The organism is Bacillus sp. M5A3_1b, from assembly GCF_053345335.1.
Genome location: NZ_JBKEZY010000004.1, coordinates 189,434 through 213,870 on the forward strand (window position 1 = coordinate 189,434; position 24,437 = coordinate 213,870).

General features: G+C 32.6%; 24 protein-coding genes and 4 pseudogenes. 6 read left to right on the top strand and 22 right to left on the bottom strand.

Going from position 1 to position 24,437, the window contains the following annotated elements:
• Positions 1-26: 26 nt before the first annotated feature.
• The gene (locus ACLBWW_RS13570) at positions 27-1,424 is read right to left on the bottom strand and encodes an HD domain-containing protein (RefSeq protein ID WP_098706673.1); all 1,398 of its coding nucleotides are present in this window, start codon (positions 1,422-1,424) and stop codon (positions 27-29) included.
• Between the two features lie 492 nt (positions 1,425-1,916).
• On the opposite strand from ACLBWW_RS13570, the gene ACLBWW_RS13575 reads away from it, so the two are divergent.
• Positions 1,917-2,522 (top strand): DedA family protein, encoded by a 606-nt coding sequence (locus tag ACLBWW_RS13575; RefSeq protein WP_000254824.1) that lies wholly within the window; start codon positions 1,917-1,919, stop codon positions 2,520-2,522.
• A gap of 38 nt (positions 2,523-2,560) precedes the next feature.
• Here the strand turns inward: ACLBWW_RS13575 and ACLBWW_RS13580 are convergent.
• Positions 2,561-3,021 (bottom strand): annotated as a pseudogene (locus tag ACLBWW_RS13580) (DinB family protein).
• A gap of 140 nt (positions 3,022-3,161) precedes the next feature.
• On the opposite strand from ACLBWW_RS13580, the gene ACLBWW_RS13585 reads away from it, so the two are divergent.
• Positions 3,162-3,386 carry a hypothetical protein gene (locus tag ACLBWW_RS13585; protein WP_000558704.1) on the top strand — a complete coding sequence of 75 codons (225 nt, stop codon included), beginning with the start codon at positions 3,162-3,164 and terminating at the stop codon, positions 3,384-3,386.
• Positions 3,387-3,424: 38 nt separating this feature from the next.
• Here the strand turns inward: ACLBWW_RS13585 and dltD are convergent, their stop codons facing one another.
• The 7 genes from dltD to ACLBWW_RS13620 form a co-directional block, all read right to left on the bottom strand.
• On the bottom strand, positions 3,425-4,606 hold the full coding sequence (gene dltD, locus ACLBWW_RS13590; RefSeq protein WP_098706672.1) for a D-alanyl-lipoteichoic acid biosynthesis protein DltD: 1,182 nt from the start codon (positions 4,604-4,606) through the stop codon (positions 3,425-3,427).
• Between the two features lie 268 nt (positions 4,607-4,874).
• A complete protein-coding gene (locus ACLBWW_RS13595) occupies positions 4,875-5,402 on the bottom strand; it encodes a GNAT family N-acetyltransferase (protein ID WP_447614074.1) in 528 nt (175 codons plus the stop codon).
• A gap of 119 nt (positions 5,403-5,521) precedes the next feature.
• Entirely contained in the window at positions 5,522-7,144 is a 1,623-nt protein-coding gene (locus ACLBWW_RS13600) for a peptide ABC transporter substrate-binding protein (protein WP_447614075.1), read from the bottom strand.
• A 20-nt stretch (positions 7,145-7,164) separates the two neighbouring features.
• A complete protein-coding gene (locus tag ACLBWW_RS13605) occupies positions 7,165-8,166 on the bottom strand; it encodes a C40 family peptidase (RefSeq protein WP_048547444.1) in 1,002 nt (333 codons plus the stop codon).
• A gap of 39 nt (positions 8,167-8,205) precedes the next feature.
• Positions 8,206-9,267 carry a dipeptide epimerase gene (locus ACLBWW_RS13610; protein ID WP_141519945.1) on the bottom strand — a complete coding sequence of 354 codons (1,062 nt, stop codon included), beginning with the start codon at positions 9,265-9,267 and terminating at the stop codon, positions 8,206-8,208.
• A gap of 153 nt (positions 9,268-9,420) precedes the next feature.
• On the bottom strand, positions 9,421-9,747 hold the full coding sequence (locus ACLBWW_RS13615; protein WP_048547447.1) for a DUF3870 domain-containing protein: 327 nt from the start codon (positions 9,745-9,747) through the stop codon (positions 9,421-9,423).
• 259 nt (positions 9,748-10,006) lie between these two features.
• Positions 10,007-10,363, bottom strand: a complete 357-nt coding sequence (locus tag ACLBWW_RS13620; RefSeq protein ID WP_048547449.1) for an FtsB family cell division protein — start codon at positions 10,361-10,363, stop codon at positions 10,007-10,009.
• Positions 10,364-10,650: 287 nt separating this feature from the next.
• On the opposite strand from ACLBWW_RS13620, the gene ACLBWW_RS13625 reads away from it, so the two are divergent.
• The gene (locus tag ACLBWW_RS13625) at positions 10,651-11,577 is read left to right on the top strand and encodes an aldo/keto reductase (RefSeq protein WP_048547451.1); all 927 of its coding nucleotides are present in this window, start codon (positions 10,651-10,653) and stop codon (positions 11,575-11,577) included.
• Between the two features lie 21 nt (positions 11,578-11,598).
• On the opposite strand, the gene ACLBWW_RS13630 is transcribed toward ACLBWW_RS13625, so the two are convergent.
• Together ACLBWW_RS13630 and ACLBWW_RS13635 are read right to left on the bottom strand one after the other, a co-directional pair.
• Entirely contained in the window at positions 11,599-12,195 is a 597-nt protein-coding gene (locus ACLBWW_RS13630; RefSeq protein ID WP_048547453.1) for a DJ-1/PfpI family protein, read from the bottom strand.
• A pseudogene (locus ACLBWW_RS13635) lies at positions 12,192-12,275 on the bottom strand (ankyrin repeat domain-containing protein); the annotation flags it as partial. The gene ACLBWW_RS13630 and the pseudogene ACLBWW_RS13635, both read right to left, overlap by 4 nt.
• 173 nt (positions 12,276-12,448) lie before the next feature.
• Between ACLBWW_RS13635 and ACLBWW_RS13640 the strand changes: the two are divergent.
• Positions 12,449-12,881: pseudogene (locus ACLBWW_RS13640) on the top strand (cytidine deaminase).
• 260 nt (positions 12,882-13,141) lie between these two features.
• Here ACLBWW_RS13640 and ACLBWW_RS13645 read toward each other — a convergent pair.
• From ACLBWW_RS13645 to ACLBWW_RS13655, 3 genes are all read right to left on the bottom strand, one after another.
• Positions 13,142-13,372 carry a hypothetical protein gene (locus ACLBWW_RS13645; protein ID WP_000789031.1) on the bottom strand — a complete coding sequence of 77 codons (231 nt, stop codon included), beginning with the start codon at positions 13,370-13,372 and terminating at the stop codon, positions 13,142-13,144.
• Positions 13,373-13,745: 373 nt separating this feature from the next.
• Complete coding sequence (locus tag ACLBWW_RS13650) at positions 13,746-14,009, bottom strand: hypothetical protein (protein WP_098222009.1); 264 nt, start codon at positions 14,007-14,009, stop codon at positions 13,746-13,748.
• A 204-nt stretch (positions 14,010-14,213) separates the two neighbouring features.
• Positions 14,214-14,978 carry a class I SAM-dependent methyltransferase gene (locus ACLBWW_RS13655; protein WP_048547454.1) on the bottom strand — a complete coding sequence of 255 codons (765 nt, stop codon included), beginning with the start codon at positions 14,976-14,978 and terminating at the stop codon, positions 14,214-14,216.
• Between the two features lie 194 nt (positions 14,979-15,172).
• On the opposite strand from ACLBWW_RS13655, the gene ACLBWW_RS13660 reads away from it, so the two are divergent.
• Positions 15,173-15,454 carry a hypothetical protein gene (locus tag ACLBWW_RS13660; protein WP_095205752.1) on the top strand — a complete coding sequence of 94 codons (282 nt, stop codon included), beginning with the start codon at positions 15,173-15,175 and terminating at the stop codon, positions 15,452-15,454.
• 62 nt (positions 15,455-15,516) lie between these two features.
• Here ACLBWW_RS13660 and ACLBWW_RS13665 read toward each other — a convergent pair whose 3' ends face one another.
• The 3 genes from ACLBWW_RS13665 to ACLBWW_RS13675 all read right to left on the bottom strand — a co-directional run bounded on the left by ACLBWW_RS13665 (position 15,517) and on the right by ACLBWW_RS13675 (position 19,531).
• The gene (locus ACLBWW_RS13665) at positions 15,517-17,313 is read right to left on the bottom strand and encodes a Xaa-Pro dipeptidyl-peptidase (protein ID WP_098123828.1); all 1,797 of its coding nucleotides are present in this window, start codon (positions 17,311-17,313) and stop codon (positions 15,517-15,519) included.
• Positions 17,314-17,514: 201 nt separating this feature from the next.
• Positions 17,515-18,891, bottom strand: coding sequence for a sensor histidine kinase (locus ACLBWW_RS13670; RefSeq protein WP_098079512.1), 1,377 nt, complete (start codon positions 18,889-18,891; stop codon positions 17,515-17,517).
• A complete protein-coding gene (locus ACLBWW_RS13675) occupies positions 18,884-19,531 on the bottom strand; it encodes a response regulator transcription factor (protein WP_048547461.1) in 648 nt (215 codons plus the stop codon). The genes ACLBWW_RS13670 and ACLBWW_RS13675 overlap by 8 nt, the downstream gene beginning before the upstream one ends.
• A gap of 121 nt (positions 19,532-19,652) precedes the next feature.
• Here ACLBWW_RS13675 and ACLBWW_RS13680 point away from each other — a divergent pair, with 121 nt between their 5' ends.
• Positions 19,653-20,069, top strand: a complete 417-nt coding sequence (locus ACLBWW_RS13680; protein ID WP_048547464.1) for a hypothetical protein — start codon at positions 19,653-19,655, stop codon at positions 20,067-20,069.
• Positions 20,070-20,113: 44 nt separating this feature from the next.
• Here the strand turns inward: ACLBWW_RS13680 and ACLBWW_RS13685 are convergent, their stop codons facing one another.
• The 5 genes and pseudogenes from ACLBWW_RS13685 to ACLBWW_RS13705 all read right to left on the bottom strand — a co-directional run bounded on the left by ACLBWW_RS13685 (position 20,114) and on the right by ACLBWW_RS13705 (position 24,431).
• Positions 20,114-20,611: a DinB family protein gene (locus ACLBWW_RS13685; RefSeq protein WP_048547466.1), complete on the bottom strand. Its 498-nt coding sequence runs from the start codon at positions 20,609-20,611 to the stop codon at positions 20,114-20,116.
• A gap of 102 nt (positions 20,612-20,713) precedes the next feature.
• On the bottom strand, positions 20,714-21,172 hold the full coding sequence (locus ACLBWW_RS13690; protein ID WP_447614076.1) for a GNAT family N-acetyltransferase: 459 nt from the start codon (positions 21,170-21,172) through the stop codon (positions 20,714-20,716).
• 81 nt (positions 21,173-21,253) lie between these two features.
• A complete protein-coding gene (locus ACLBWW_RS13695) occupies positions 21,254-22,645 on the bottom strand; it encodes a 5'-methylthioadenosine/adenosylhomocysteine nucleosidase (protein WP_447614077.1) in 1,392 nt (463 codons plus the stop codon).
• A 20-nt stretch (positions 22,646-22,665) separates the two neighbouring features.
• Positions 22,666-23,664 (bottom strand): phosphotransferase, encoded by a 999-nt coding sequence (locus ACLBWW_RS13700; RefSeq protein ID WP_048547471.1) that lies wholly within the window; start codon positions 23,662-23,664, stop codon positions 22,666-22,668.
• A gap of 15 nt (positions 23,665-23,679) precedes the next feature.
• Positions 23,680-24,431 (bottom strand): annotated as a pseudogene (locus ACLBWW_RS13705) (WecB/TagA/CpsF family glycosyltransferase).
• Between the last annotated feature and the right edge of the window lie 6 nt (positions 24,432-24,437).

Here is a 24,437-nt window from a genome sequence, read left to right on the forward strand (position 1 = left end):
CTTTCTCGATAAATTTCATTCCTTCATCATTGTAGCTCTTTATAAATTTCAATTTGAGCTTTTGAGCTATTAGCAAAATTTAGCCAATCCTGTCTTACATTACTAATATTTTCAGTTACCACAAGTTCAACAATATCTAAATGTGAAACATTCGTTGTTATCGTTTTGTTTATACCATTAACTTTAGCACCTGACATATACTTAGCGATCTTAGGGTTTAATGCGAAAGCAAAATCAATTACGGTAGCACCTTGCGGTAAGTTCACGGAATCTAACTTAGGAGTAAATACAACAATATTATCTTGGAATAGTTCATATGATACTAAATCATAAAATTCAACCGCATCTTGAGTTACTAGATCATTTGTCTTAATAAAATGATCCATCAATTTATGAATTATATTTTGCATCTCCTTATCAGTTATACTTTTTGTAAGTACATGAAATACTCCTTTATCTCGTATCTCTTGATTTATTTTTGTTTCAATACATATCACTATTTCATGGTTATTGATCACCACTTTGGTCTTTAAGTATTTGTTTAATACATCACTTTCAATTGCTATATTATCTTCAAATTGATATGGAATTGGTTGGTATAGTTGATGTATAACTCCTAATATTTTATAACAGTCTAAATTATTTGAGGCCGTGATAATTATTTTTGACACTACTGTAATGTCTTGAATATCTTGGAGACGAGAATAAGCTGTATAAATAGGGCTTACTTCATAGTCCACTTCAAATATTAAAGTTCGATTCAGAAAATTATTTATATCTAACATAATATTTTGAGACAAATCCTCTAATAACTTAACATAATTTTGTAAAAGAATACTCATTCCCTTATATTTAGAATGGTTAAGATAATAAAAACCTAAATCTTCTAACTCGTGTTGAACATGTAATAGCCCTAATCTTTTACAAATCGGAGCGAAAATTTTGAGTGTTTCATTTGCATAAGGAACTTGTTTCTTTACAGCTTTCACCTGTAAAGTTCTCATATTATGTAGACGATCTATCACTTTTATAATAGCTACTCTTATATCTCCTTGCGTAGCTAACAATAATTTCTTTAAATTTATTGCTTCATACTCTTCTTTATTAGAGATTTGTTTTTTATCAATTTTAGTTAACCCTTCTACAATATCAGCCACTTTTTTACCGAATATATCACGTATATACTCAATTGTATAATCTGTATCCTCCACCACATCATGTAGTAATGCTGCAACTAAAGTTATTATATCTGCCTTACAATCTAACAAAATTTCTGTAACTGCAAATGGATGAGTAATATACGGCTCACCGGAAACGCGAAATTGTCCTTCATGTCCTTTCTCAGAAACTAATATAGCTTTATGTAATTGTTCGATTTCTGCTTTATGTAGATATGAGGCCTTTTCTAATAATGCTTTTTTCATATTTTCACCTTCATCACGTTAATTTTCTATAAAATTTCATTAACATTATAATTCGTTATTAGAAAGTGAAGTACCTGTCTAGGTGATAAGAGAATATTTATATTTTTATTCTCCTTGAATTATTTTTTAATTTTCAAACCTATAAGCCACCCTTTGAAATACTTTTGTTTTTATCAGCCGAATCATATCTCGATCCCAAATAGAAAATAGTCCATAATTTTAATTCTTATTATGCATACATTACTCTTCTCACTTTGGAAATTAAAAGCCTATAACATTATCATTTATATATGAGAAATTTTTAATAATCTTTTCATTTTCTCTTCATGAAAACTAAGCTCATATCCTGTACTATACTACTTATGAGAGACATAAAAGAATTGAAATAGCAATCCCCTATATAAATAAGGTATAATCTACATATAGTGAACCTTTTACGTAGTTAAATAAAGGGGCATATATTCAAAAATTCATAAATTAGAAGGTGCAACAATGGTAAGTAGTTTTATTCACTCAGTATTAACATTTTTTGAAGGGCTAGGTTATTGGGGCATTATGCTTGGACTTATGATTGAAATTATCCCAAGTGAAATCGTCCTTGCTTATGCGGGGTACTTAGTATTCAATGGTAGTATCTCATTTGTAGGTGCAGTTATATTCGGTACAATTGGCGGCGTTATTGCTCAAATCTTTATTTATTGGCTTGGACGATACGGTGGACGACCTATATTAGAACGATACGGAAAATATATTTTCATTCATAAAAAACATATAGATGCAGCTGAAGATTGGTTTAACCGTTACGGGACTGGCGTCATTTTCACAGCGCGCTTTATTCCAGTAGTACGCCATGCAATTTCAATTCCTGCCGGGATTACGAAAATGCCTTTCCTACGTTTCACTACATTAACAGCACTTGCAATCATCCCTTGGTCTATTATTTTCATTTATTTAGGTGAAAAACTAGGTGAGAATTGGGAGAATATTAACGAAGTTGCTGGACCATATGTGAAATCATTCGCAATTGGCGGCGTCATTCTTATTCTTTTATACTTCATCATTAAAAAATGGACAAAAAAGCGTAAAAATCTTGCGTAAAAATATAAATAAAAACCGCTATACATTCATTACGAATGTTAGCGGTTTTTATTATAGGCTTGATTATATATTAGAAATTGCATTATTTCTTCTTTGTGCTTTAAGTCATGTTGAATTAGTGATGAAAAGTAATGATTTAATTTCACTTTTTTAGTACCAAATTGGTAGACATTATAAAAATATTTGGTGGGAATTCGCTCAATTTCATCCACTAACTGTTTACGAGTAACACTAAATTGATTTAATAGTTCTTCTTTTGAAATACCAGATCTCGCATATTTAATTGCTCCCTTATTCATTTCCTCAACATCTATTGGAACATTTGGTACAGATTGTCCACTTATAAAGTATGGAATTCTATCCTTTATTAAAAACACATCCGCAATTGCCCATGAACCTTTTTTAATGCCTGAAACCATATATCACCAGGTACTCGCTTCAATGTTTGACACCATTCTATACAATTTAACTTTTCTTCCAAAACATTCTCTTTCTTCATTATTCATTCCTTCCTCGCACTTGTAATTCATTCTTATTAATATCTTCTAGAAATTGTATAAAAAGCCTCCATAATTATGTGGATAAGCAACAATGCATTCGTCCATTTCGTATATTAACTCTAAAAGGAGTGATTTCCCTATGCATTGGCAACAAAAAATACAATACTTAATCGGACGCCCTATCGGTATTTCCTTCATAAATGGGCAGGGAACTTCTGGTGTATTATGTTCAGCACATGATGGTCAATTATATGTGTATGAATACCTTTATCAAGCGCAGTTCGCAATGAAGCATTATGATTTTAGACAAATTCAAGATATACATGCCTTTCCGAATTGCCCACATCAAAATACTCTATACTAAAAAAGGAACAGCTTATAGCCGTTCCTTCTTCTCCACTCTTATTTTTCAATATAAAAGTTTTGTACTGCTTCATCAAAGTAAATCCAGCCTTTCCAACCTAAATGAATTGTATCTTTTAAGAAATACTTATCATATTCATGGCCAGAAAAATCAACTACTGGGTATCCTGCTTTCTCAACTTGTTCCCGAACTTTTTTATAATACACTTCGCGGCGTTCTTTAGGGAAACCAGCGTAATCATACCACGGTCCGTTTACAGGTACAGAAATAAAGAGTGGTTTGACATTTTTCTCTTTAAAAATATTTAAAACAATTTGTAAGTCATCATATTCTGGTGATTCTTCATACGATTCATTTGCTCTAAAGTTTTTTAATCCTTTTAATTTTTTCTTTAAATTATGTTTATAGTAATACGGATTTTCAATTCCGAATGTGTTTGTAGTAGATTCCGCTTTTCCTTCTTCCTCCGCATGTTTACGTGCATCTACCCAAGAAATTGAACGAAGTCCGATATTTGTTTTCTCTTTCATCGGTTCGATTTTAAATAAAGAGTTAAATAAATCTCTATGATCTAAAATATTTCGATGCATATAAGCAATTGGTTTAACTAAACCTGCTTTTATGTTATGTTTCGTATCATTATACACAATACCTTCTAATGAATTTTTTAATATATCATCTTCTTGAACAACTTTATAATCTAATAGTCGTTTCGCAATTTGCTTCTTCATTTCAACATTTATTTTATCATTAAAAATAAAATGATATGCTTGTTGCTTAGAGAAATTGTTAGTGAAATCCCCTTGTGATACCCCAGTCTTTGTAAACCATTGTGGTGATAAAACAAAGACTACTTTTTTACCTTCTAGTTCATCCATTGTAGACGTCATATTTAATATATGAGCTAAACTTTGCGTACCGCCAATCCCCATTAAATATGGCGTAAAACCAGCCGGATTTACTTTAAAGTAATTAGACGGGTGATATGCATCCATTCGTAAAAATTCAGATGAACCATACATCGGTAAATAATGTGAATTATCTAGCATTTTTTGCTGTAAGAAAACACTTTGTAGTTTTTCTTTTTGTAAGGAAGTTGCCGCATCTTCTACTTTCTTATCACTAATAAGTGATACTAAACTTTTCGATGGGATTAATATGATAATGAAAAAAAGCACACACGCTAAAATTATGGGACCAAAAGCATGCTTCATTTTCATCGTCTCTTCCTCTTTCTATTGCTATTAAATTGTAACCCTTGTTTTTGACACGCCATCATTTCTCTCCTTTTTCTCTATACATGTTCCATTCTATTTATCTATTATATACATGTATGTATTTCTTTCCTTGTTCTATTAAGTTCTATACAAATAGCGCAAGAAAATGTTTCCATAGAAACACGTTAATTATACAAGATTCTACATAAATTTCACACTGGAATTTTACTAATAATTTTATTTTTAAGACATGAAAAAATATATAAAATGTCTATAATTCATCAGGAGCTATATTAAATTCAAAATAAGATAAGATACGTCCACTATAATCAATATCATGAGTATATGTAAAACCTAACTTTCGTAAAAGATTTTTCGAATTGTCATTTGCTATTTTCACCCTAGCAATTATTCTTTTTACACCCATCGTCTCTTTTGCATATTGAATAGAAGCCCCTGCTGCTTCTGATGCATATCCATTTCCACAATAGTCTGGATCAAGTAGATACATAATCTCTATTTCATCAGTTTCATCCACTTTTCTTAAACCACAATGTCCTAAAAGCTTTCCTGTTTCACTATTAAATAACAACCATACACCAAAATTATACTGTTCCCAATGTAATATAAGATTCCTGATATAATCATTTGCTTCTTCTTTTGACATTCCTCTTGATTTAGCAAGCCATTTGCCAACAGCTTCTTTCTTTAATATGTTATAAAATTGATCAACATATTCTATACTTGGTTTCCTCATGAACAATCTTTTTGTACATATTACTTCCTTTTCTTCAAACATAAACATCATTCCCATCCAAATATTTTATACAGACCAGTAAATTATACCACGGACTATTTCTCTAACTTTAAATAAGAAAAACAGACTATCACACATGTGAAGTCTGTTTCTTCATAATTTTATTTCTGCACATCTGCCCATTTTAAACTTGTAGCTGGACCGAATTGATGTACATATAAATCTTTCACATGCGGCTTTTGTAAGTATGATAATCCGCGCTGGAATACCGGTGCAATTACTGCATCATCCAGTAACATTTTCTCAGCATCTTGCATTGCTTTCCAACGAGCTTTTTCATCATTACCTAATTCTGTTTTAATCTTCTTAATTAACGCGTCATATTCCGGATTTGCATATTCTGTATTGTTCACACTGCTTCCAGAAAGGAATACTTCTAAATAAGTCATTGGATCTGGATAATCCGGTAACCAGCGTGATAATGACATTTCATATTCTTTCTTCTTCTCTAACGCTAGTTTTTGCGTGTGTGGTTGTAATTTTACATTTACCTTTAAGCCTGGTAAGTTTTTCTCTAGCTCTTCTTTAATGTATTCTCCTACTTTTTTGAAGTTTTCTAAGTCATAGTTTAATAATTCAAGCGTCACTTCATTTGTACCGGTCTCTTGCTTCGCCTTTTCCCAATATTCTTTCGCCTGTTTTACATCAGTTTTATTAAACTCACCTGCTGTACTTCTAAAATCTTTTTTATCTGGACCTTTTAAAAATCCTTTTGGTACGTAATAGTTAGCAGCAACCGAACCATCATTTAAAAATGAAGTCGCAAGTCCTTTCTTATCAAACACTGTACTTAGCGCAAGCCTTGCGTTTTTATTTTTAAGAATCGGTACATTTTCATTGAATCGGAAGAAGTACATAACCGGATCTGTATATTGTTTTAGCTCTTTATTACTTTTATATTTATCGACGAATTCTGTAGAAATGACAGCTCTATCAACTTTATCTGTTTCATATAAATTTACCGCAGTTGAAATTTCTTTAACAATTTGATAGTTTACTTCATCTAGCTTCACTTCTTTCTTATCCCAATACTTATCGTTTTTTTTCAGTGTAAAACTCGCTTCATGCTTCCACTCTGATAATGTAAATGGCCCGTTATACACCGCTTTATTTGCTTCTAATCCGTACTTATCGCCCTGCTCTTTCGCATATTTTTCGTTAATTGGATAGAAGGACGGTAAAATAAGTAATTTCGTAAAATACGGCACTGGATGTTCTAGCTCTACAACGAATGTTTTATCATCCGTCGCTTTTATTCCTAATTCATCTAAACCTAATTGTTTCTTATTTATTTTCTCCGCATTTTTCACATCGTAAGCAATGTATGCATATTGAGAAGCAGTATCCGGATTAATCAGCTGCTTCCAAGCGTATACGTAATCTTGTGCTGTTACTGGATCTCCGTTAGACCATTTCGCTTCACGCAAGTGGAATGTATATGTTTTTCCATCTTTACTTACTTCATATTTTTGTGCTCCAGCCTCAATCACTTCATCATTTTTCGATAAACGGAATAATCCTTCCATTACGTTATTTAAAACGTTAAACGATACTGCATCTGTTACTTTCCCTGAATTTAATGACGGAATTTCACCCGTTTCTAGTAACTGCAATACTTTCTTCTCATCTTTCGGCTTTGTCGTTGTTTTTTCTTTTGCGCATCCTACTAAAAATGAAGAAACTAATAGAGTACTAACTAATGAGTAACGAACAACTTTTTTCATTTGAAAACCCCCTCTATTTTTTAAGGTAAGTAACGACGAGCACCAGCGTATTCTTCTATATATCCTGGTGTATTTAGCGGTATAATCTCTACTGATCTTTCAGCTCTTGGTGAGTGAATCATATTTCCGTCACCAATATACATAGCAACATGGTGAACACTACCTTTTCCTTGATCATGTGCAAAGAAGATTAAATCTCCTTTTTGTAAATTTTCTTTATCAACTGCAACTCCATTTCTCGATTGCGGACCTGAATCCCGCGGAATTGTAATACCGTGTGATTTATAAATCGTATGTGTAAATCCAGAGCAATCAAATCCAAAGCCACTTGTACCTGCCCATATATACGGTAATCCTAAAAACATTTTTCCAGTGTTTATTAAATCATCAGCTGTCGGAGTTGGAATATCATTTTGCGAACGGTAAACTGTCCCATCATTTTTTCGTAGCCAAGCTTTCTGTCCGTTTGGTAACAACACGCGGTACGAAATCGTATCTTCACTAAGTAGTGGCAGTCGCGTATTATAGCTCACTTCAAGTGATTTATGTTGTTCAGAAGGATTTATATATAAAATGGCTGTCGGTTTTGTTACTAATACGAAAGGTTCATTTGTTTTATCAGCAAATTCTTGATTATATGTTAACTGTTTTTCGGGCATCCACCCTGGATAGCCCTCTTCATTTCGAGGTGTTGGCTGACCATGGACTAACACTTTAACCCAGTCCCCTTTTTTATCAACAACCGTTACTTCTTGACCTAATAACGCTTGCGTTTCTAATTTATTTGCATTTGTTAACCAAAGTTTCTCATCAAGCGTCATTGATTTCGTCCACTTCCACAAATCAACTGGGTTTGTAGCGCTCGGTGCATCAATTGGCCGTAATGAATCAGGCGCAGTCCAAAGTGTTGCGGCAGATACATCGATAAACACTTTACTATCTTTCTTCTCTTCAGCATTTGCTGATGTAAACGATGAAAATATAAATAAAGTTGTTAAAAATGCAGTTCCTACTTTTTTCATAAATATCCCCCTTAAAAGATAGTTTACTAGTCTCTTTTCCTAAGATTTACTATTCACTGTCGTTTGAAGGTTTACCTTTGATCCAGAATAAGTCATTCCTTCCGGTTCTTCCATTAACCAAAGCGGTGCATCCAAATCGAAGTAATGAATATTAGGATGTGCAGCAGCTAAATGGGCTACAGCGCTAACAGAAAGTGAAGATTCCATCATACTTCCGACCATGCATTTTACACCAGCTGTTTCAGCAATATCGGCAATACGCCACGCTTCACGTATACCACCACATTTCATTAATTTAATATTAATTAAGTCTGCATATCCTCCTTGAACGATTTTCAATGCATCACCCGCTGAAAATATGCTTTCATCAGCCATAATAGGCGTTTGCACATGATCTTTGACGTACTTTAATCCATCCCAATCTTTCGCATAAACAGGTTGTTCAATAAATTCAATATTTAAATTGCGATTTTCCATCTCTTTAATGATCGTAACCGCTTCTTTTGGATTCCACCCTTGATTTGCATCTAATCGTAACGTCGTATTTTTGGGTACGCTATTTCGAATCGCTTCAATACGTTCTAAATCTAAAGGAGCAGATTTCCCCACTTTAATTTTTAAAGTTTGAAATCCTTTTTCTACATGTTGCTTTGCCTCTTTCGCCATAATAAAAGGCTCATCTACACTCACCGTAATATCTGTATGAATGTCTTTCTTCCCGCCTAATAATGCGTAAAGTGGAACGTTTTGATGTTGACAATACACATCATATAAAGCGATATCTACCGCCGCCTTCGCACTTGAATTTCCAATACAACTCATTTGAATGTGCTGCAGTAACTGCTGAAATTGAATAATACCTTGACCAATTAAACAGGAACGCATCGGTCCTAAAATTGCTTCTTCAATTCCGTTAGCGAAATCCCCCGTAATAACTGGTGTTGCGGTTGCAGCACCCCTCCCAACAATTCCTGCATCTGTATAAATATATACATCTATACTTTCTATTTCAGTTACGGTACGAAGCGCCGTTTTAAACGGTGTATGAAGATTTACACGTCTACGATTTACTTTTACATCGGTAATTTTCATATTGTTCATCCTTTCGTTGTCTGACAAAGTGGAACCTTAATCCACAAAATAGATTAGTTTTTTACGGACAATTAATCTCCACTTTCGCTTGCTTTTCATATAGGAGGTTAATGTAAAATAAAAAAATCCAGCCATAAGAAGATTCTTATGGCTGGATTTTGTCTAGGAATAGGTAGACAAAGCAGCGATTTGATTATATTTTTTCTGTGCATCTTTTAATGCTACAAGTAGTGCTTTTTGAGACGAACCAAAGTATCTATTTTTTATTTCTGTTACCAATAGTGGATCATTAATATTTTTATGTAGAAACAAATATTTAACGAATTGTGATGTTAATGCAATTGTCGCTGAGCAATCTGCATCTACAATTTCCCCTGTCTCCTTAACAAGTACAAACGCTACAAAATAACTTTTGAACTTTTCGGTAATAGGATTATTTTGAGGTGCTTTCGCATCCCCTACGATATAAATTGTATTTGAAGCGTACACAGCTATCTTCCTTTCTAATACGGGATAACGGTTTTCTTAATAGTCGTATGAGTGATAAACTCAACGTTGATTAAGAAATGTATCCGCTTACCTTGTATTATAATACAATTGACAGAATTTTAACAACATTTATTTCAGTGTATATTCCATAAGTATAAAAACAGCTCAAACTCTTCATTTTTACAATATGTGATTGTTACTTGTACCATGCCATTCATACATAAAAAAACAGCTAGCAATCGCTAACTGTTCTATTACACTACTTCGGCAACAAAAATATAGTTTCATTTGACTTTGAAAATTGATATTCTTTTCTCGCAAACTTCAAAATTTCTTCCTCATCGTCTGTTAAATTTTCTATGTTAGTCTTTAAAGAATCCTGGTCTTTCTTTAAAGAGACCAATTGTTTTTTTTGATTCGTTATTGTATCTTTTTTTTCTACGATTATTTCTTGTTGTTTCGTTAAAATAAATTGAAGGTACAAAGTAGCCGCCGCAATAAATATAAACATGAATATAAATCGTCTTAGTTTTTTCTTATTAATTGCTCGCTTCTCATTAGGCTGTGATAGTTGCTCTTCTATATTAGGAACATTTATTCGCTTGAGTTTCCTCATTATGAAATCCCCCTAACACATATATTTTCACTACCCTCGGCATAATCCCTTACTAACTATAATTCTATTCTTATAAAATAAGCTCCTTCACAAAAATATCTTACAAATTAACCAATTAAAGATAGCATTCGACGACATTTCCATATTTACATTGCATTTTTTTATGTATGCTGCCATAAAATAGTAGTTTCTGTTATTCTTTTTCTACTATTGTAGAAGAGTTTTTTTACACACAAAATACCTTCCCTACATATCGATGTTATAACATGCTTACAAGGAGGAAAAATATGCATTACCGTACATTAGGTAAAACTGGAATAACTGTCTCTGAAATAGGTTTTGGGGCATGGGCAATCGGTGGTGATGAATGGGGACCTGTTAACGATAAACAATCTATAACCGCTATAAAAAAAGCAATTGAGTGTGGTGTGAATTTTATTGATACTGCAGATGTGTATGGTTTAGGACATAGTGAAAAGTTAGTGTCTACCGCAATTAAAGGATATCGTAATGATATTATCCTATCAACGAAAGGCGGTTTAATCGGACATCACTACGATCCGAATGGAGAACCTGTATATGATACTCCCGAAAAAATCATCGCCGTATTTGAAACAAGTTTACAACGTCTTCAAACAGATTACATTGATCTTTATTTTTGTCATATTTGGTGGCATAACCGTAGAGAAACAGAAGCATTTTTACGTGCATTTGAAGTATTAAAACGTGATGGAAAAGTAAGAGCAGTCGGTGTTTCGACACATGATTTACAATACATTCGTCATTTCAATAAAAACAATGAAATTGACATCGTACAACTTGATTACAATATATTGAATCGAAAACCAGAAAATGATATTTTGCCATTCTTACAAGAAAAAAATCTAGGAGCTGTTATTCGTGGGCCGTTAAAAATGGGTATTTTAACTGGAAAATTCACAAATAAAACAACTTTTCCAAATGGAGATTTACGCAAAGATTGGCCAAATGAAAATTGGTTTCAAGAAGACTTACAAAAGGTAGAGAAACTTCGGTTGCTCTCAAATAAAAATCAGACCTTAGGGCAACTTGCACTTCGCTATATACTCACTCATCCAGCAGTGAGTGTTGTAATCCCAGGTGCAAAAACAGAAAAACAAGCACAAGAAAATGCAAATGCGTCTGTTCGCCCTATTTTGAGTGATGAGGAGATTAGCTATATTCAATCAATATAAAAAAAGCCCGGCCTGGGCTTTTTAATTTTGTAAGTCAATATCATATTCCATGCTTCTTGCTGTTTCCTCAGCAATCTCCACACCTAACAAATTTTTTACAATATGAAATGACATGTTAATACCAGCTGAAATACCTGCAGATGTAATAATGTGTCCTTCATCTACAAATTTCACATTCTCCATTACTTCTACATTCGGAAAATCTTTTTTGAAGGTTTGAATACTAGCCCAATGCGTTGTTGCTTTTAAGCCTTCCAGTAAACCGGCTTTCGCAAGTAATAGTGCACCCGTACAAACTGAAGTCATTAGCTTTACTTCTTTCATTTGCTGACGAACCCAATTTATTATAATATCATTTTGCACTTCATTTTCCCGAACGCCTTTACCACCGGGAATGATTAAAATATCAACTGGTGGGAAATCTTCAATACTATAATCCGGTTTTACCTTTAATCCGTTTCTTGCTGTAATCATTTCTCCATTTTGGCTAACTGTATAGACAGTAAATGGTTTTTCTTCATCCGCTTCGGTTACAGAAAAAACTTCAAATGGCCCAGCAAAGTCTAACACTTCTACCTCGTTAAATAAAAATATGCCCACACTCCATTTATTTATCATACGTTCACTTCCTGTTTTAAATGATGTAAAAGGTGATCATGTCCTTTTTCTAATGCAATATAATATGCTGTTCTCCCATCTTTCAAAATATTTAAGTTTCCCCTTCTTCTATATGTTCTATTGATTATGATATTTTCCTGTTAAAACTACAGTTTACATAATAATATTATCTCTCCGATAATTATCTGTTATTTTAAATATCAAATTTTTCCGTTAAAATAACACTAATCATGTTTAATATGGAGGAGAGATTATGTTACAAGTAATGCCTTTAAATAATGAAGACTATGATTTAATTACAGCTGCTGAAAAAGTAATCGAAAAAAAAATATAAATATGGTCGTCATCATATCGGTTCAGCTGTAAGAACTAAAGCAGGTAATATTTATGCAGCAGTGCATGTTGAAGCGAATGTTGGAAGAATAACAGTATGCGGTGAAGCTATGGCGATCGGAAAATCTACTTCAGAAGATGATCATGAATTTGATACCATTGTCGCAGTTGCTCACCCACACCCTCATGAAGATATAGAAAAATGTTGGGTTGTTGCTCCATGTGGTAGGTGTCGAGAATTAATAAGTGATTACGGAAAAAATACGAACGTTATACTTTCTTATAATGGTGAACTTGTAAAATGTAACGTAATGGAATTATTACCTGAAAAGTACACAAGTGAAGTAGAATAATCATTCCTGTTTTCCATTCATCAAATAATATTATTCCAATAAAAAACAATCCATTTTAAAAACGGATTGTTTTTTTATTTCTTTTTTATGCAGTTTATTTTATTTTTCTATTTTCGATAATTATAAAATTATCATTAACAAAAATGAAATTCAAATATTCAAGTACGTATTGCGGTTCGTTTTTCATTTGAAAATTAAAATTCTATTTCTCCTTACATTCGAAAAATATCAATATAAATTCTCTAAAATAAGCAGTCTTATCATACTAATCTATAACAATTCTGTCTTCTTCCCTTACCTGTTTCCTTTAACACATATGATTTTAAAACAAGCGCTGTTAATGAATCTGTTAATGTTTTATATGATAAATTAGATAACGCTAATAGATCGTTCGTATATAACATTCTATGCTTCTCTAATAATAATAGTACTAATCGTTCCGACGGTTTTAATGCCTCATCACTTTCTAGTATAAAGTCTATATTTTTCATTTCTCTAATTGTTACTCCTTATATAAAAAAATACTTGCACAACTAATTTAATATAAAAATAATACACAACAAAATTTGAAGTATATTAAAATAACATCGTTCCGAAACACTATTATACTATAACATAGAAAAAGCATTTCCCGAAATAGGAAATGCTTTTTAAAATTGCTTATATGTTTCTTCCAAACTTACATTATATTTCGAATTCTTATCCGTACAATTTCCTCCTAATTTTTGCTGGTCATAACGATGTATTTGTATTAAATTAACCTATTCTGAATTGATTTAAAGAAATAAAAACGGTTATTCTATCATACTCTAAACATGAATGAATAACCGTTTTCCAGCTTCTTCTCAATTATCATGTTCTACCTTAAATATTTCTTGCAATATGCGGCTTACTGTAATGACTTGTACCACCGCCGCCTACTACTACTTTACCTCCTTTTTCAAAAATTAATAATTTACTTGAACCATCTGCAAGTAGTACTATTACTTCAGCATTATTACTTGTTGCTACATAAATTACATAGCCACTTTTTGATATACATGTTTCCCAATTCGCATCAAATTCTGATCTTACTACACGATTGGAATACACTTGATTTTCAAATCTGTCTTGTTCTACGTTTTCCAAATTTATCCCCTACTTCTCTAAAATATCATTTATAGAAAAATAACAGTTCTATTTGAAATAGTAACTGCCTTTAATATAAGTAGTATATGTAGTTAGTAGAAGAATGCTTGGACAACCACCGGAACGTAATACCATGTAAGTAATATACAATTGAAATAAGGCAGACGATATTATATCGATTGCCTTATTTTCATACATAGTTCTTTATTTTTCGTTTCGCACAGCTTCAAAAGTAAACATTTGGTTTGCATTTGACGGTTCTTTTTCATAAACATAATCAGCGGAGCACGTAATGTTAGAGAAACCTATACTTTCTAACAGAAGTTTAAACTCTTCTATTCCATACCAGCGCACCGCAAAGCGTTGCAATTCCGTTTGTACTAACTGCCCTTTACTCCATTTTTCATATTTTAAATATGATAGAGTAACTTGGTTCAGCCAATCTATTTCAATTGATTTATTTTCTAATGTAATTCCGTCTCCGCTCGGCAAAGAAAAAGTCGATGTATGAATCTCTCCTGTTTTCCAGTCATGCGGAAGCATAATATCTACGATTAATCGCCCGCCTGGATTAAGATGTTCATAAAAACATTTCAATGCGTTTATAGAATCCGCACGATTTTCAATTAAACAAAAGGATCCAGTAGGAATGATAATTGCCTCATATTTATGCGGCAGTGAAAATTGTTGTAAACTTCCTTCATACAAATGAGGATGTAAGCCTCTCTCATTACATCGTATACGGCACGATTCTAGCATTTCAGGTGAATAGTCAATCCCATCCACTTTAAAACCAGCTTCAAGAAGTGGGATGATAACACGCCCTGATCCTACTGCCGCTTCGAGAATTCTTCCTCTACCATTTTTTAAACGTTCTTGGTAATACTCAATATCACCATTTAAAGAATACCCGACAGGCTTAGTGTAATCATAAAGTTCCGTGCAAAGTGTACTATAAAAACTAAACATTTATTTTCTCCTCCGTTTTATACGTACGGAAGATTTTAACTCAATTAATCTTCCTGTACCTTTATTTTTAATAAAAATTCGAAAGAGCTGACTGTCATAATATATCACTCGCTTTCCATACAATATAATTATATTGTATAATATTCCATTTAAAATGAACATATGAAAATTCAGAATTATATTAAAAGGAGGATATGATGAATTCATTAATTGGACTTATTTTTCTTCTTATCACTTTTAATACACTGATTTTCTTTATAGCAAAGAAATATAAACGAATATGGAAAATAGCTAGTGGTATTTTCATACTTTCTTCTCCCGTTGTTTTCTTCGCCACTTTGCACGTAATTGGTGAAAAAGTAGGAGATGGATTCGCTGGAGGTTTTGCTGGGCTAACCTTTAGTGGTCTATTGATCATGAATGCAATTTTTTTATTTGTTGTAAGCATTTTTGTATCTACTAATAAAAATTCATAATAAACTCCCCATTTCAAAGTTTAAAGAGCTTACTATGCAGTAAGCTCTTTATTCATAACTATTTATTTCACAATCGGCAATGTTACTTCACTTAATTTTACTGTAAGCTTCGTGCCCGCTTTCGGTCTAATTGTATAATCATAGTCACTAGCGATTAAAATGACCCCTATTTGATGCCCCGCTTTAAATACATAATCATCAGGCTGCATATCCCATGTAAATGTATAATCTTTGCCCGGTTGAATCGCTGTTGAATTTTCTATACTCTTTAAGTTTTGTGGATCCATCCAGCCTCTCGTTACAATTTCCGGCTTTGCTCCACCATAATCAACAAGTAAAGCAGTTAAATTTGATACAGATCGATCAATATTTCCTGTAATTGAAATCTTTGGTGTACCGCTTATACGCGTATCTTTTTGAAGTACAGGCATTGTATACACTAATCGATTGGCTACTTCTAATTCTGGGTTTGCTATTAATTGATTTGATTTCATTTTTGCATCATCTACGAATGAGAAAACTTTATTTGCAGAGCCCATACTTAATGGCAAATTAACTGCTTTGTTACTTAAATACATACGAACTTTTGACGGTACAGCTGCTGGATCCGGCCAATTTTTTATTTTATCCCACGTTTTATTTTCACGTTGAACATCAACCATTGGTTCATTCATAATTCCATTTTCAATTCCATACAACCAATAATCGAGCCATTTATTTTGTGTTCTTTGCCAGTCATTCGTTGATGTTCCACCGTGTCCACCTTGATGTAACCACATTTTACGAGGAACATTATTTTCTCCAAGTGCATCCCACCATTGCGCGAACTGCTTCGTCTTTACATTCCAATCATTTAAACCATGAACAACAAATACGCTTGCTTTTACATTTTTAGCATCTTTTACATAATTACGTTTATCCCAAAAACCATTATAATTACCAGTTTTTCGGTCTTGTCCAGCTGTTAACTCTTTTATTACTTGTCCGCAAACTTCAGGATTTTCTCTTGTTAGTACTGCTTCGGCCATGTTATCTGTATCTTCTCCTTGGTATCCACCTGGCGCAATGACTGCACCATTTGCACGATAATAATCATACCAACTACTAATCGCTGCGATTGGAATAATTGTTTTTAACCCTTCAACACCAGTCGTCGCAACAGCATTCGGTAACGTACCATTATAAGAAACACCTGTCATACCTACATTTCCTGTAGACCAATCAGCCTTAACCTCCTCACCATTTTCTGTATATGCTTTCGCACGCCCATTTACCCAATCAATAACAGATTTCGTCCCTAATATTTCTTGCTCATCCCCTGTAGTTGGACATCCGTCTGACTTTCCAGTTCCAATACTTTCACCTAAAATGACTGCATAGCCTCTTGGCACATAATAATTGCCGTACGAACCAAGATTAACAGCTCCATACGGTTTGCCTTCATACGCATACAATTCTTCATCTACATTATATACAGGAACATCTTTTAAACCCGCTCGATATGGGCTCATTTCATATATAACGGGCACTTTCACATTAGGATCTGTTTTGGGGCGCATAACTTTTACTGACACTCTGTCTTTTTTTCCATCTCGATCGCTATCAACTTCCGTCTCTACAAATAGATTTTCGATAATTGCTTCATCAAGCGAATAAATCGGTTTTGTCATCCCATTTTCTAATTCAATCTTCGTATTTGATTGTACCCCTTCTGAAACTTTCCCATTTAACTTCACATCATTCTCATTTATGTAGTTTGTTTCTTTATTGTCTGCATACGCAGTCATACTAGAAACTCCCGATATGACTGATAAAGATAAAATTGTTGATAATGTAATTGCTATTTTCTTTTTCCCCATACTCTTTCCTCCCCATATATTTCTCCTTTTACTATACAATAAAATTACTGAAAATTCAGTTTATATTTTATACAACCACTTGAGAAATTTGTAGATCACTCTTTCAACGGGCTTTCAAGTATATATATTTTGAATTACTACTTACATATAATCAATAAAAAACATCGCCTATTAATAGACGATGCTTCTACTAGTATTAAATTAATCGTTCTTCATATTTATATAAAATCGTATCTCTCCCTCTAAAGTAGAAACTCCATAGTTAAAACCATGTCTTTCTAAGATGCTTTTTACGATTGCTAAACCTAGTCCTGTGCCTGAATGGTCTTTACTGCGAGAAGATTCTAAGACGTAAAATGGTTCCCAAATTTTATCGATATCTTTCATTTGTTCCGCATTCATACCATTTTGAATTTGAAAATATACACTTTCATTTCGTTCTTCTAAAGTAATTTTTATATGTTGATTTGCTGTATATTTTATCGCATTTGAAATTAAATTTTGAAACACCATTCTCATTTTATTTACATCTGCATAAACAACTGCATCGCTAACATTATAGTTCACTTGCAAATTAATCTCTTTCGATTCCAATTCAATCTTATGCTTATCTAATATACTTTGGACTAGTGATTTAATATCGAATTCTTCTTTTTCTAAAACATCTCTTTCTAGTTTAGAAAATCGTAATAACTCTTCAATTAGGTTTGAAATGTGATCAGTTTGTTTAATAATAGTATCTATGTATGTACCATCATCTAAACCATCTTTTATTCCCATAGAATATGCTTTCACTAATGCGATTGGAGTTTTTAATTCATGCGTCACATCACCCATAAATCGTTTTAAATGTTCATTTCGATCTGTTAAATCTTCATGCGCTTCATTTAGTTTTTCACTCATGATATTAATACTATTAGCTAAGTCTCCTATTTCATCATTTGTTTTCACTTTCGTTCGTTCAAATTTCAAATTTGAAATATCTTCTGCAACATTACTTAATTCTTTCAATGGTCTAGTGATTGTTGTTGAAAGTATCCATACAAGTACGATAATGAGAAAAATCGTAATGCCAAAAATGTAAAAATAAAATGAATTTAACGTTTTTATTACTTCATTAGAATGTGCGATCGAAACTCCTACTAAAATTAACATATCGTCTTTCGCAATGTATTTCACAAAAAAACTAGATTTAATCTTTTCTTGATCATATATTTTATTCGCTTGCCTGAAGTTCTTTACTTTCATTACTTCTTCTTTTGTAATCCAAAGTTTATTAAGGGCAACCCTTTTCCTTGTAAGTTGCATACGTAACTCATCATTAATTTGATCTTCCGAATTGTTAATTGATGTATACGCAATCGTAACATTTCCTTTATTTTCAATGCTAGTAATTGCTTCATCCAGTTGTTGGCTCGGTATGGACTGTATTTGTGCTGTAATACCTTCTAAACTTTCTCGCGTTTTGTAAATATTATATTTCGGTAAAAGATAGTTAATTAATAATAAACAGATTGTAAAAATAAGAATAACAGTTAAAGAAATGCTGAGAAATAGCTTTTTTCCAAGTTTATTCACTCTGCTCCTCCAAACTATATCCTAGCCCGCGGTGCGTCTTTATAATATTTTCTCCTACTTTTTTACGTAATCTTCTTACATGTGTATCAACAGTTCGCTCTTCTCCGAAATAGTCAAATCCCCATACGATATCTAACAATTTTTTTCGAGTTAAAATCATGCCTTTATGATTTAAAAAACACTTTATTAATTCTAGCTCTGTTTTTGTGATATCTAACTCTTTGTCATTTTTATAAACTTTATTTTTAGTGAAATCTATTTTCAAATCTTGAACTTGAATGACATCATCATGCTGGACAAGCTTTTTCGCTCTAGTAATTAGTACGCCTGGATGAAATGGTTTTTTTACGTATTCATCTGCCCCGCTTTGAAGCGCTGCTAATTCATCTTCACTTTCACTTTTCGCTGTAAGCATTAATACCTTTACGCTTGAATTCTTTTTTATTTCCTGACAGACAGTAATACCACTATGTTTCGGCATCATCCAATCCAAAACAGCTAAATCAACTTTTTCATCATAAAATATTTGAAGTGCTTCTTCTCCATCTTTCGCTAATAAAACTTCGAAGCCTTCTTTCTCGAAATAAGCTTTTAAAATCCTTAACATATCTTGTTCATCATCTGCTATTAATACTTTCATACATGATCCTCCATTGCTATTAAACAAAAACCAATTGTATTATACAACTTCTTTGTTACATAAATGTGACAGAAAAATATTTAAACTTTTTAAGGGTATAGTAAAGACGAGGTGTTGTATTATGATTAAAAAAATCGGGGTCATTACTTTTCTTTGTTTCTTATTATCAACAAATGTGTTCGCAAATACAAATCAACAAATTGAAGTGTTTGATTGTCAAAAAGAAATGGTCGTTCAAAAACAATCTTTAGATCCAGCTATTCAAAAAGAAGCTGTTCAATATGCTAAATCGATTACTGGCCCATTCAAAAACTTAAACGTCGTTCCAAAAGATGGTCACATGATAAAAATCCCTTTATCTAAACCAGTTTCTATTACAAATCAATGGTTACATACAACAATTGATGAAGTACTTATCCTTCTCCCGCTTAATCAAAAACCTTATATTATGCTTTACGATGATGAAAATAATCCACATTTTTATTATGTAAAAGGTGATCCGAAGGGATTATTGAAAGAGATGAATGTTAAATTATAATATAAGAAAGATCCCATAAATATCATTTGTGGGATCTTTCATTATCAGTTAGCAACTGCATTTTCATTTAAAAAATGAATAATCTGTCTTTTATGATGGTTATCATGCTCTATAAATTCTTTAATAATATATATAAGAGAATACGGCGTTCCAGTATGAGGACAGTGTGATACTCCATTGGCTGTTAAAGGTTTCTTTAGTTTTTCATCATGCAGTAATCTAAGTTCTTTTACGAGTAACTCTCTTTTAGCTTTTGCTTCTTCAAGAAGTCTCATCTTAGATATTCCTGATTTAGCATAATTAGATGCTAGTTTATTATATGTATCAAAATCAGGAAACTCCATTCCCTGTCCTTCTCGCACTGATGGTAATACTTTAGTTAAAAGACATTCATCCCAATTCATAATATGAGATACAATCTCACCAATAGTCCATTTCCCCTCTGATATTGGATTCATCCACAATTCTTCTTTCATACCTTTCAATGTATTTAGCCAAATTGAATATTCATTGAAATCGTGAATAATTTTATTTTCTCCCATCATCCAATTCCCCATTCTAATAATAGATTCAAATAAATTATAGCATCAATCCACACGAAATAGAACAAAAGTTCTATCAAGAGGGCGATACATATAAATTCACTACATCCTTTTATTCAAGTTCAAATAATGGCTCGCTCCCACAAATTTTATCCCTTTCACAAATCCAATCGAAGTATAAAATTTGTCACCCTGTACTGTATCTGTATTTAAAACAACAATATTAAAATATTTTTTCGCATCGCTTATAATTCTTACTAATAATAACCTACCTAATCCTTTCCGGCGGTATTCTTTTGCAATATAAAATCTTCTTAACCGGCTAATCTTATTGTTTTCTGTATATGGATCCTCATTCAGCCCTCCTATTCCAATCAACTTTTCCCCTTGAAAAATGCCATATAAACATTCACCAGTTTTGTTAAATATGTTTATTTTATTTTCATATTCACTTATTAGTCTTATTAAGAAATTAAATCCTTCTTCTTTGCTTTCTTGAACAAGATAATCGTGTTCGTATATCATTAAATCTTCAATTTGTTGAATATGTATATCTTTCAAGTAAATTCCCCCTTAATATAAAAATACGTAAAAATGCTCAAGAATTATTTATTCTGAGCATTTTTATGGTTGTTATTTTATTTAATTCGTAGTGTGCATATTCTTTACTTCATGCAATATCCCCTTCAACTCCAATAAATCATCTATTACTATATCCGCCTGAGCAAGTTCATCTTCTTGCGCAAAATCAAAATTACATCCAATCGCAATCAAGCCATTATCTTTAGCTGCGTTTATATCAGATAACCGGTCCCCAACTACAGCTGCTTCTTTTATATCATATTTGTTTAAAATACTTTTTACTAAGTCGCTTTTATTAAGTGAGTTTATTTGCTCAATACTAAATGTTTCAGTAACCCATTGGTCTAAATCATAATAAGATACGATTGCTCGTAAATATTCAGTTAAACCATTACTAGCAATATATATTGAACAATTATTTTCTTTTATGTATGTAAAAACTTCTTTTACGTTCGGGTATAAAGCACCTTTTCCGCTCTTAATGTTTTCAATTAATCTTTCTAAAAAATATGTATCTATTTGTTCTCTTACTTCAATAGAATGATTCGGTAATAAAGCTTCCCAGACTTTCGGCAAAGGCACACCCATAATTTCACGGTATTTTTCAATAGGTGTTACCGTATCCCATAATTGTAGTGATCTTAAGTAATCAAAAGTATCATCTAACGATAATTCTAAAATTTTATCAGTTTGAAATAACGTTCCGTCCATATCAAAAATTAATGCTTGTAACATGTCATTCTCCCCTTTTGAACTATAAGTTTTACTCAATATATTTTTCAGCATCTCAACGATAATTTCTGAACAATAATTTGCGGCAGTTTTCGCGAAGTCGTCATAAGAAATTTGCGCTTCATCATCTGCACTGTCAGAAATACATCTTATAACAAGAAATGGTACTTCATTTATGTAAGCAACATGGCCAATTGCTGCGCCTTCCATTTCTGTACAATGCGGCGCATATTCGTCTATTAATTTCGCTTTTAGTTTTGAATCCTCAACAAAACATTCACCACTGACGATTCTTCCTTCATGAATCTCCATATGTAAACTACTACTATTGCATGCTGTACGTGCTAACTCTATTAATTCCTTACTTGCATTAAATTCTTCTTGGAACGGGAATAAGTTTTTCATTTGAGTTTTACTTACATCATGATGGGTAACATTCGTTGAAATAACGATATCACCAACTTTTACATCTGGATGTAATCCGCCAGCAACACCTGTATTGATGATAGCATCTACATCAAATTTATGAATTAATGTTTGCGTACATGCGGCTGCATTTACTTTCCCTACACCAGAGCGTGTAATAATTACTTTTGTTCCCATGAATTCGCCAATGTAAAAAGGCATTCCCGCAATCGTCTGTTCTTCTTGTATAGCTAGTTTTTCTAGAAGTAAGTCTATTTCGATTTGCATTGCTCCGATAATGCCGATTCTGTTCATGAATGTTATCTCCTTTTTTCTTATAAGTCTGCCAATATATTATGTAATGCACTATAATTTTCAGCTATCCAATTCATTTCATCTGCAAAACGTGAAGGTGGTACACTATTCTGATCCATATTAGTATGAATCCACCATGTACTCTCCATATACCAAAGCATTTGAATTGCCCGAACAATACTCCCTATTGGAAAGTCTAATTTATTACGGTATCCGGCTAAAAATGATGCAACAATACTCTTATTTAATACCCCATCATGTAAGGCACAAGATATAACCGCACGCCCAATATCCAACTCTACATAATCATAATCCATACGATCAAAATCTAGAATTGCTGAGACTTCATCATTATGGAATAAGAAATTATCTACCCATAGATCACGGTGCACCCATCCTTTTTTACTACTATAAAATTGATCTATATTTACTAATTGTGTTGCTTCTTGCTGCAATTTTATATGGGAGAGAATATGTTCTTTTCCTAACTGTTCTGCTTCTTTCCTTTTATCTTCCCAATGTTTCAACCTTTCCTCTTTAGTAGGCGGAACAAATTTAGGGTTTTCTCCCTCTATTAAAGAGCCATCATTTAACAGATTATGCATTTGACCTATTGTCTTACCAAGAGAGTAGATTTCCTTTTCATTCACTTTTCCTGGTGAAATTAGATTACCTTCTTTATGTTCTAAAACTATAAATCTTTCATTATTTTTTGATGTATGCATTACATTATTTTTATAAGTTAGAAGCTTCGGACAACATACACCATTATTATGTAGTCTTTGCTGGTGATGTAATGCTTGTATTAAAAGTTCTGGGTTATACATTTTGTACCGTTCTTTATTATATTGCTTTAATACAAAAGATCCTGCATCCGTTTCGAGTTTCCACTTCAAATTTAGCCAACCGCGATGAATAGGTATTGCTTTTTGAATTTTAAATTCAAATAAATATTCACATTCTACTTTCAGCTCTCGAAAAATTTCTTTAGCTTTTTCATTAGATAACGGCTCTATCATCTTGTTTATCCTTTCTTAACTTGGTGTTCCTTTCATCCTCTCTACCATAACTGAAATTAAAAATTTCGGAAGTATAAGTTGTCTCTTTAACCGTTTCGGCTGCGAAAGTAACCTATACAGCCATTCAGTTCCTGTATCCCTCATAATTTTGGGTGCTCTTTTTACAGTACCAGATATTATATCAATCATGCCTCCTATACCAATAGATAGCGGCACGTTTAATGTTTGTATGTTTTCATAGATGAATTCTTCTTGTTTTGGTGAACCTAGTCCTACTAGTAGTAAGTGCGGCTTGAATTGCTTAATTTTCATTTTTACTTCTTCTATTTCTTCGCCATTTACAAATCCATGCTGTCCTTTAAACTGTGCTCCTGGGAACTGCTCATTTAATTTTTTTAGTGCCTTTTTATTACTTTCTGGCGCAGCTCCAAAAAGAAAGACACGATATTCATTGTCATTACAATATTTTATTAAATCGTGAGTGATATCTGCCCCAGTAACACGTTCTTTCAAAGTTCCTTTTAATATTTTCGAGCCTATTATGACGCCAATCCCATCCGCTGTTATTAAATCTGCAGAAAGTAACATCTTTTTAAACTGCTTTGATTTAGCCGTGCTTTCCTTTGCAGACATAACAATTTCAGGATTTGCAGTTACTACAAACCTTGGTTTCTCTTGTTGTTCATGTAGCCAACCTTTTAATAAACTTATAGCTTTTTCATATTCTAAAGTTGAAAAGGTATTCCCTTTATAAGTTGGTGATCCACTATACT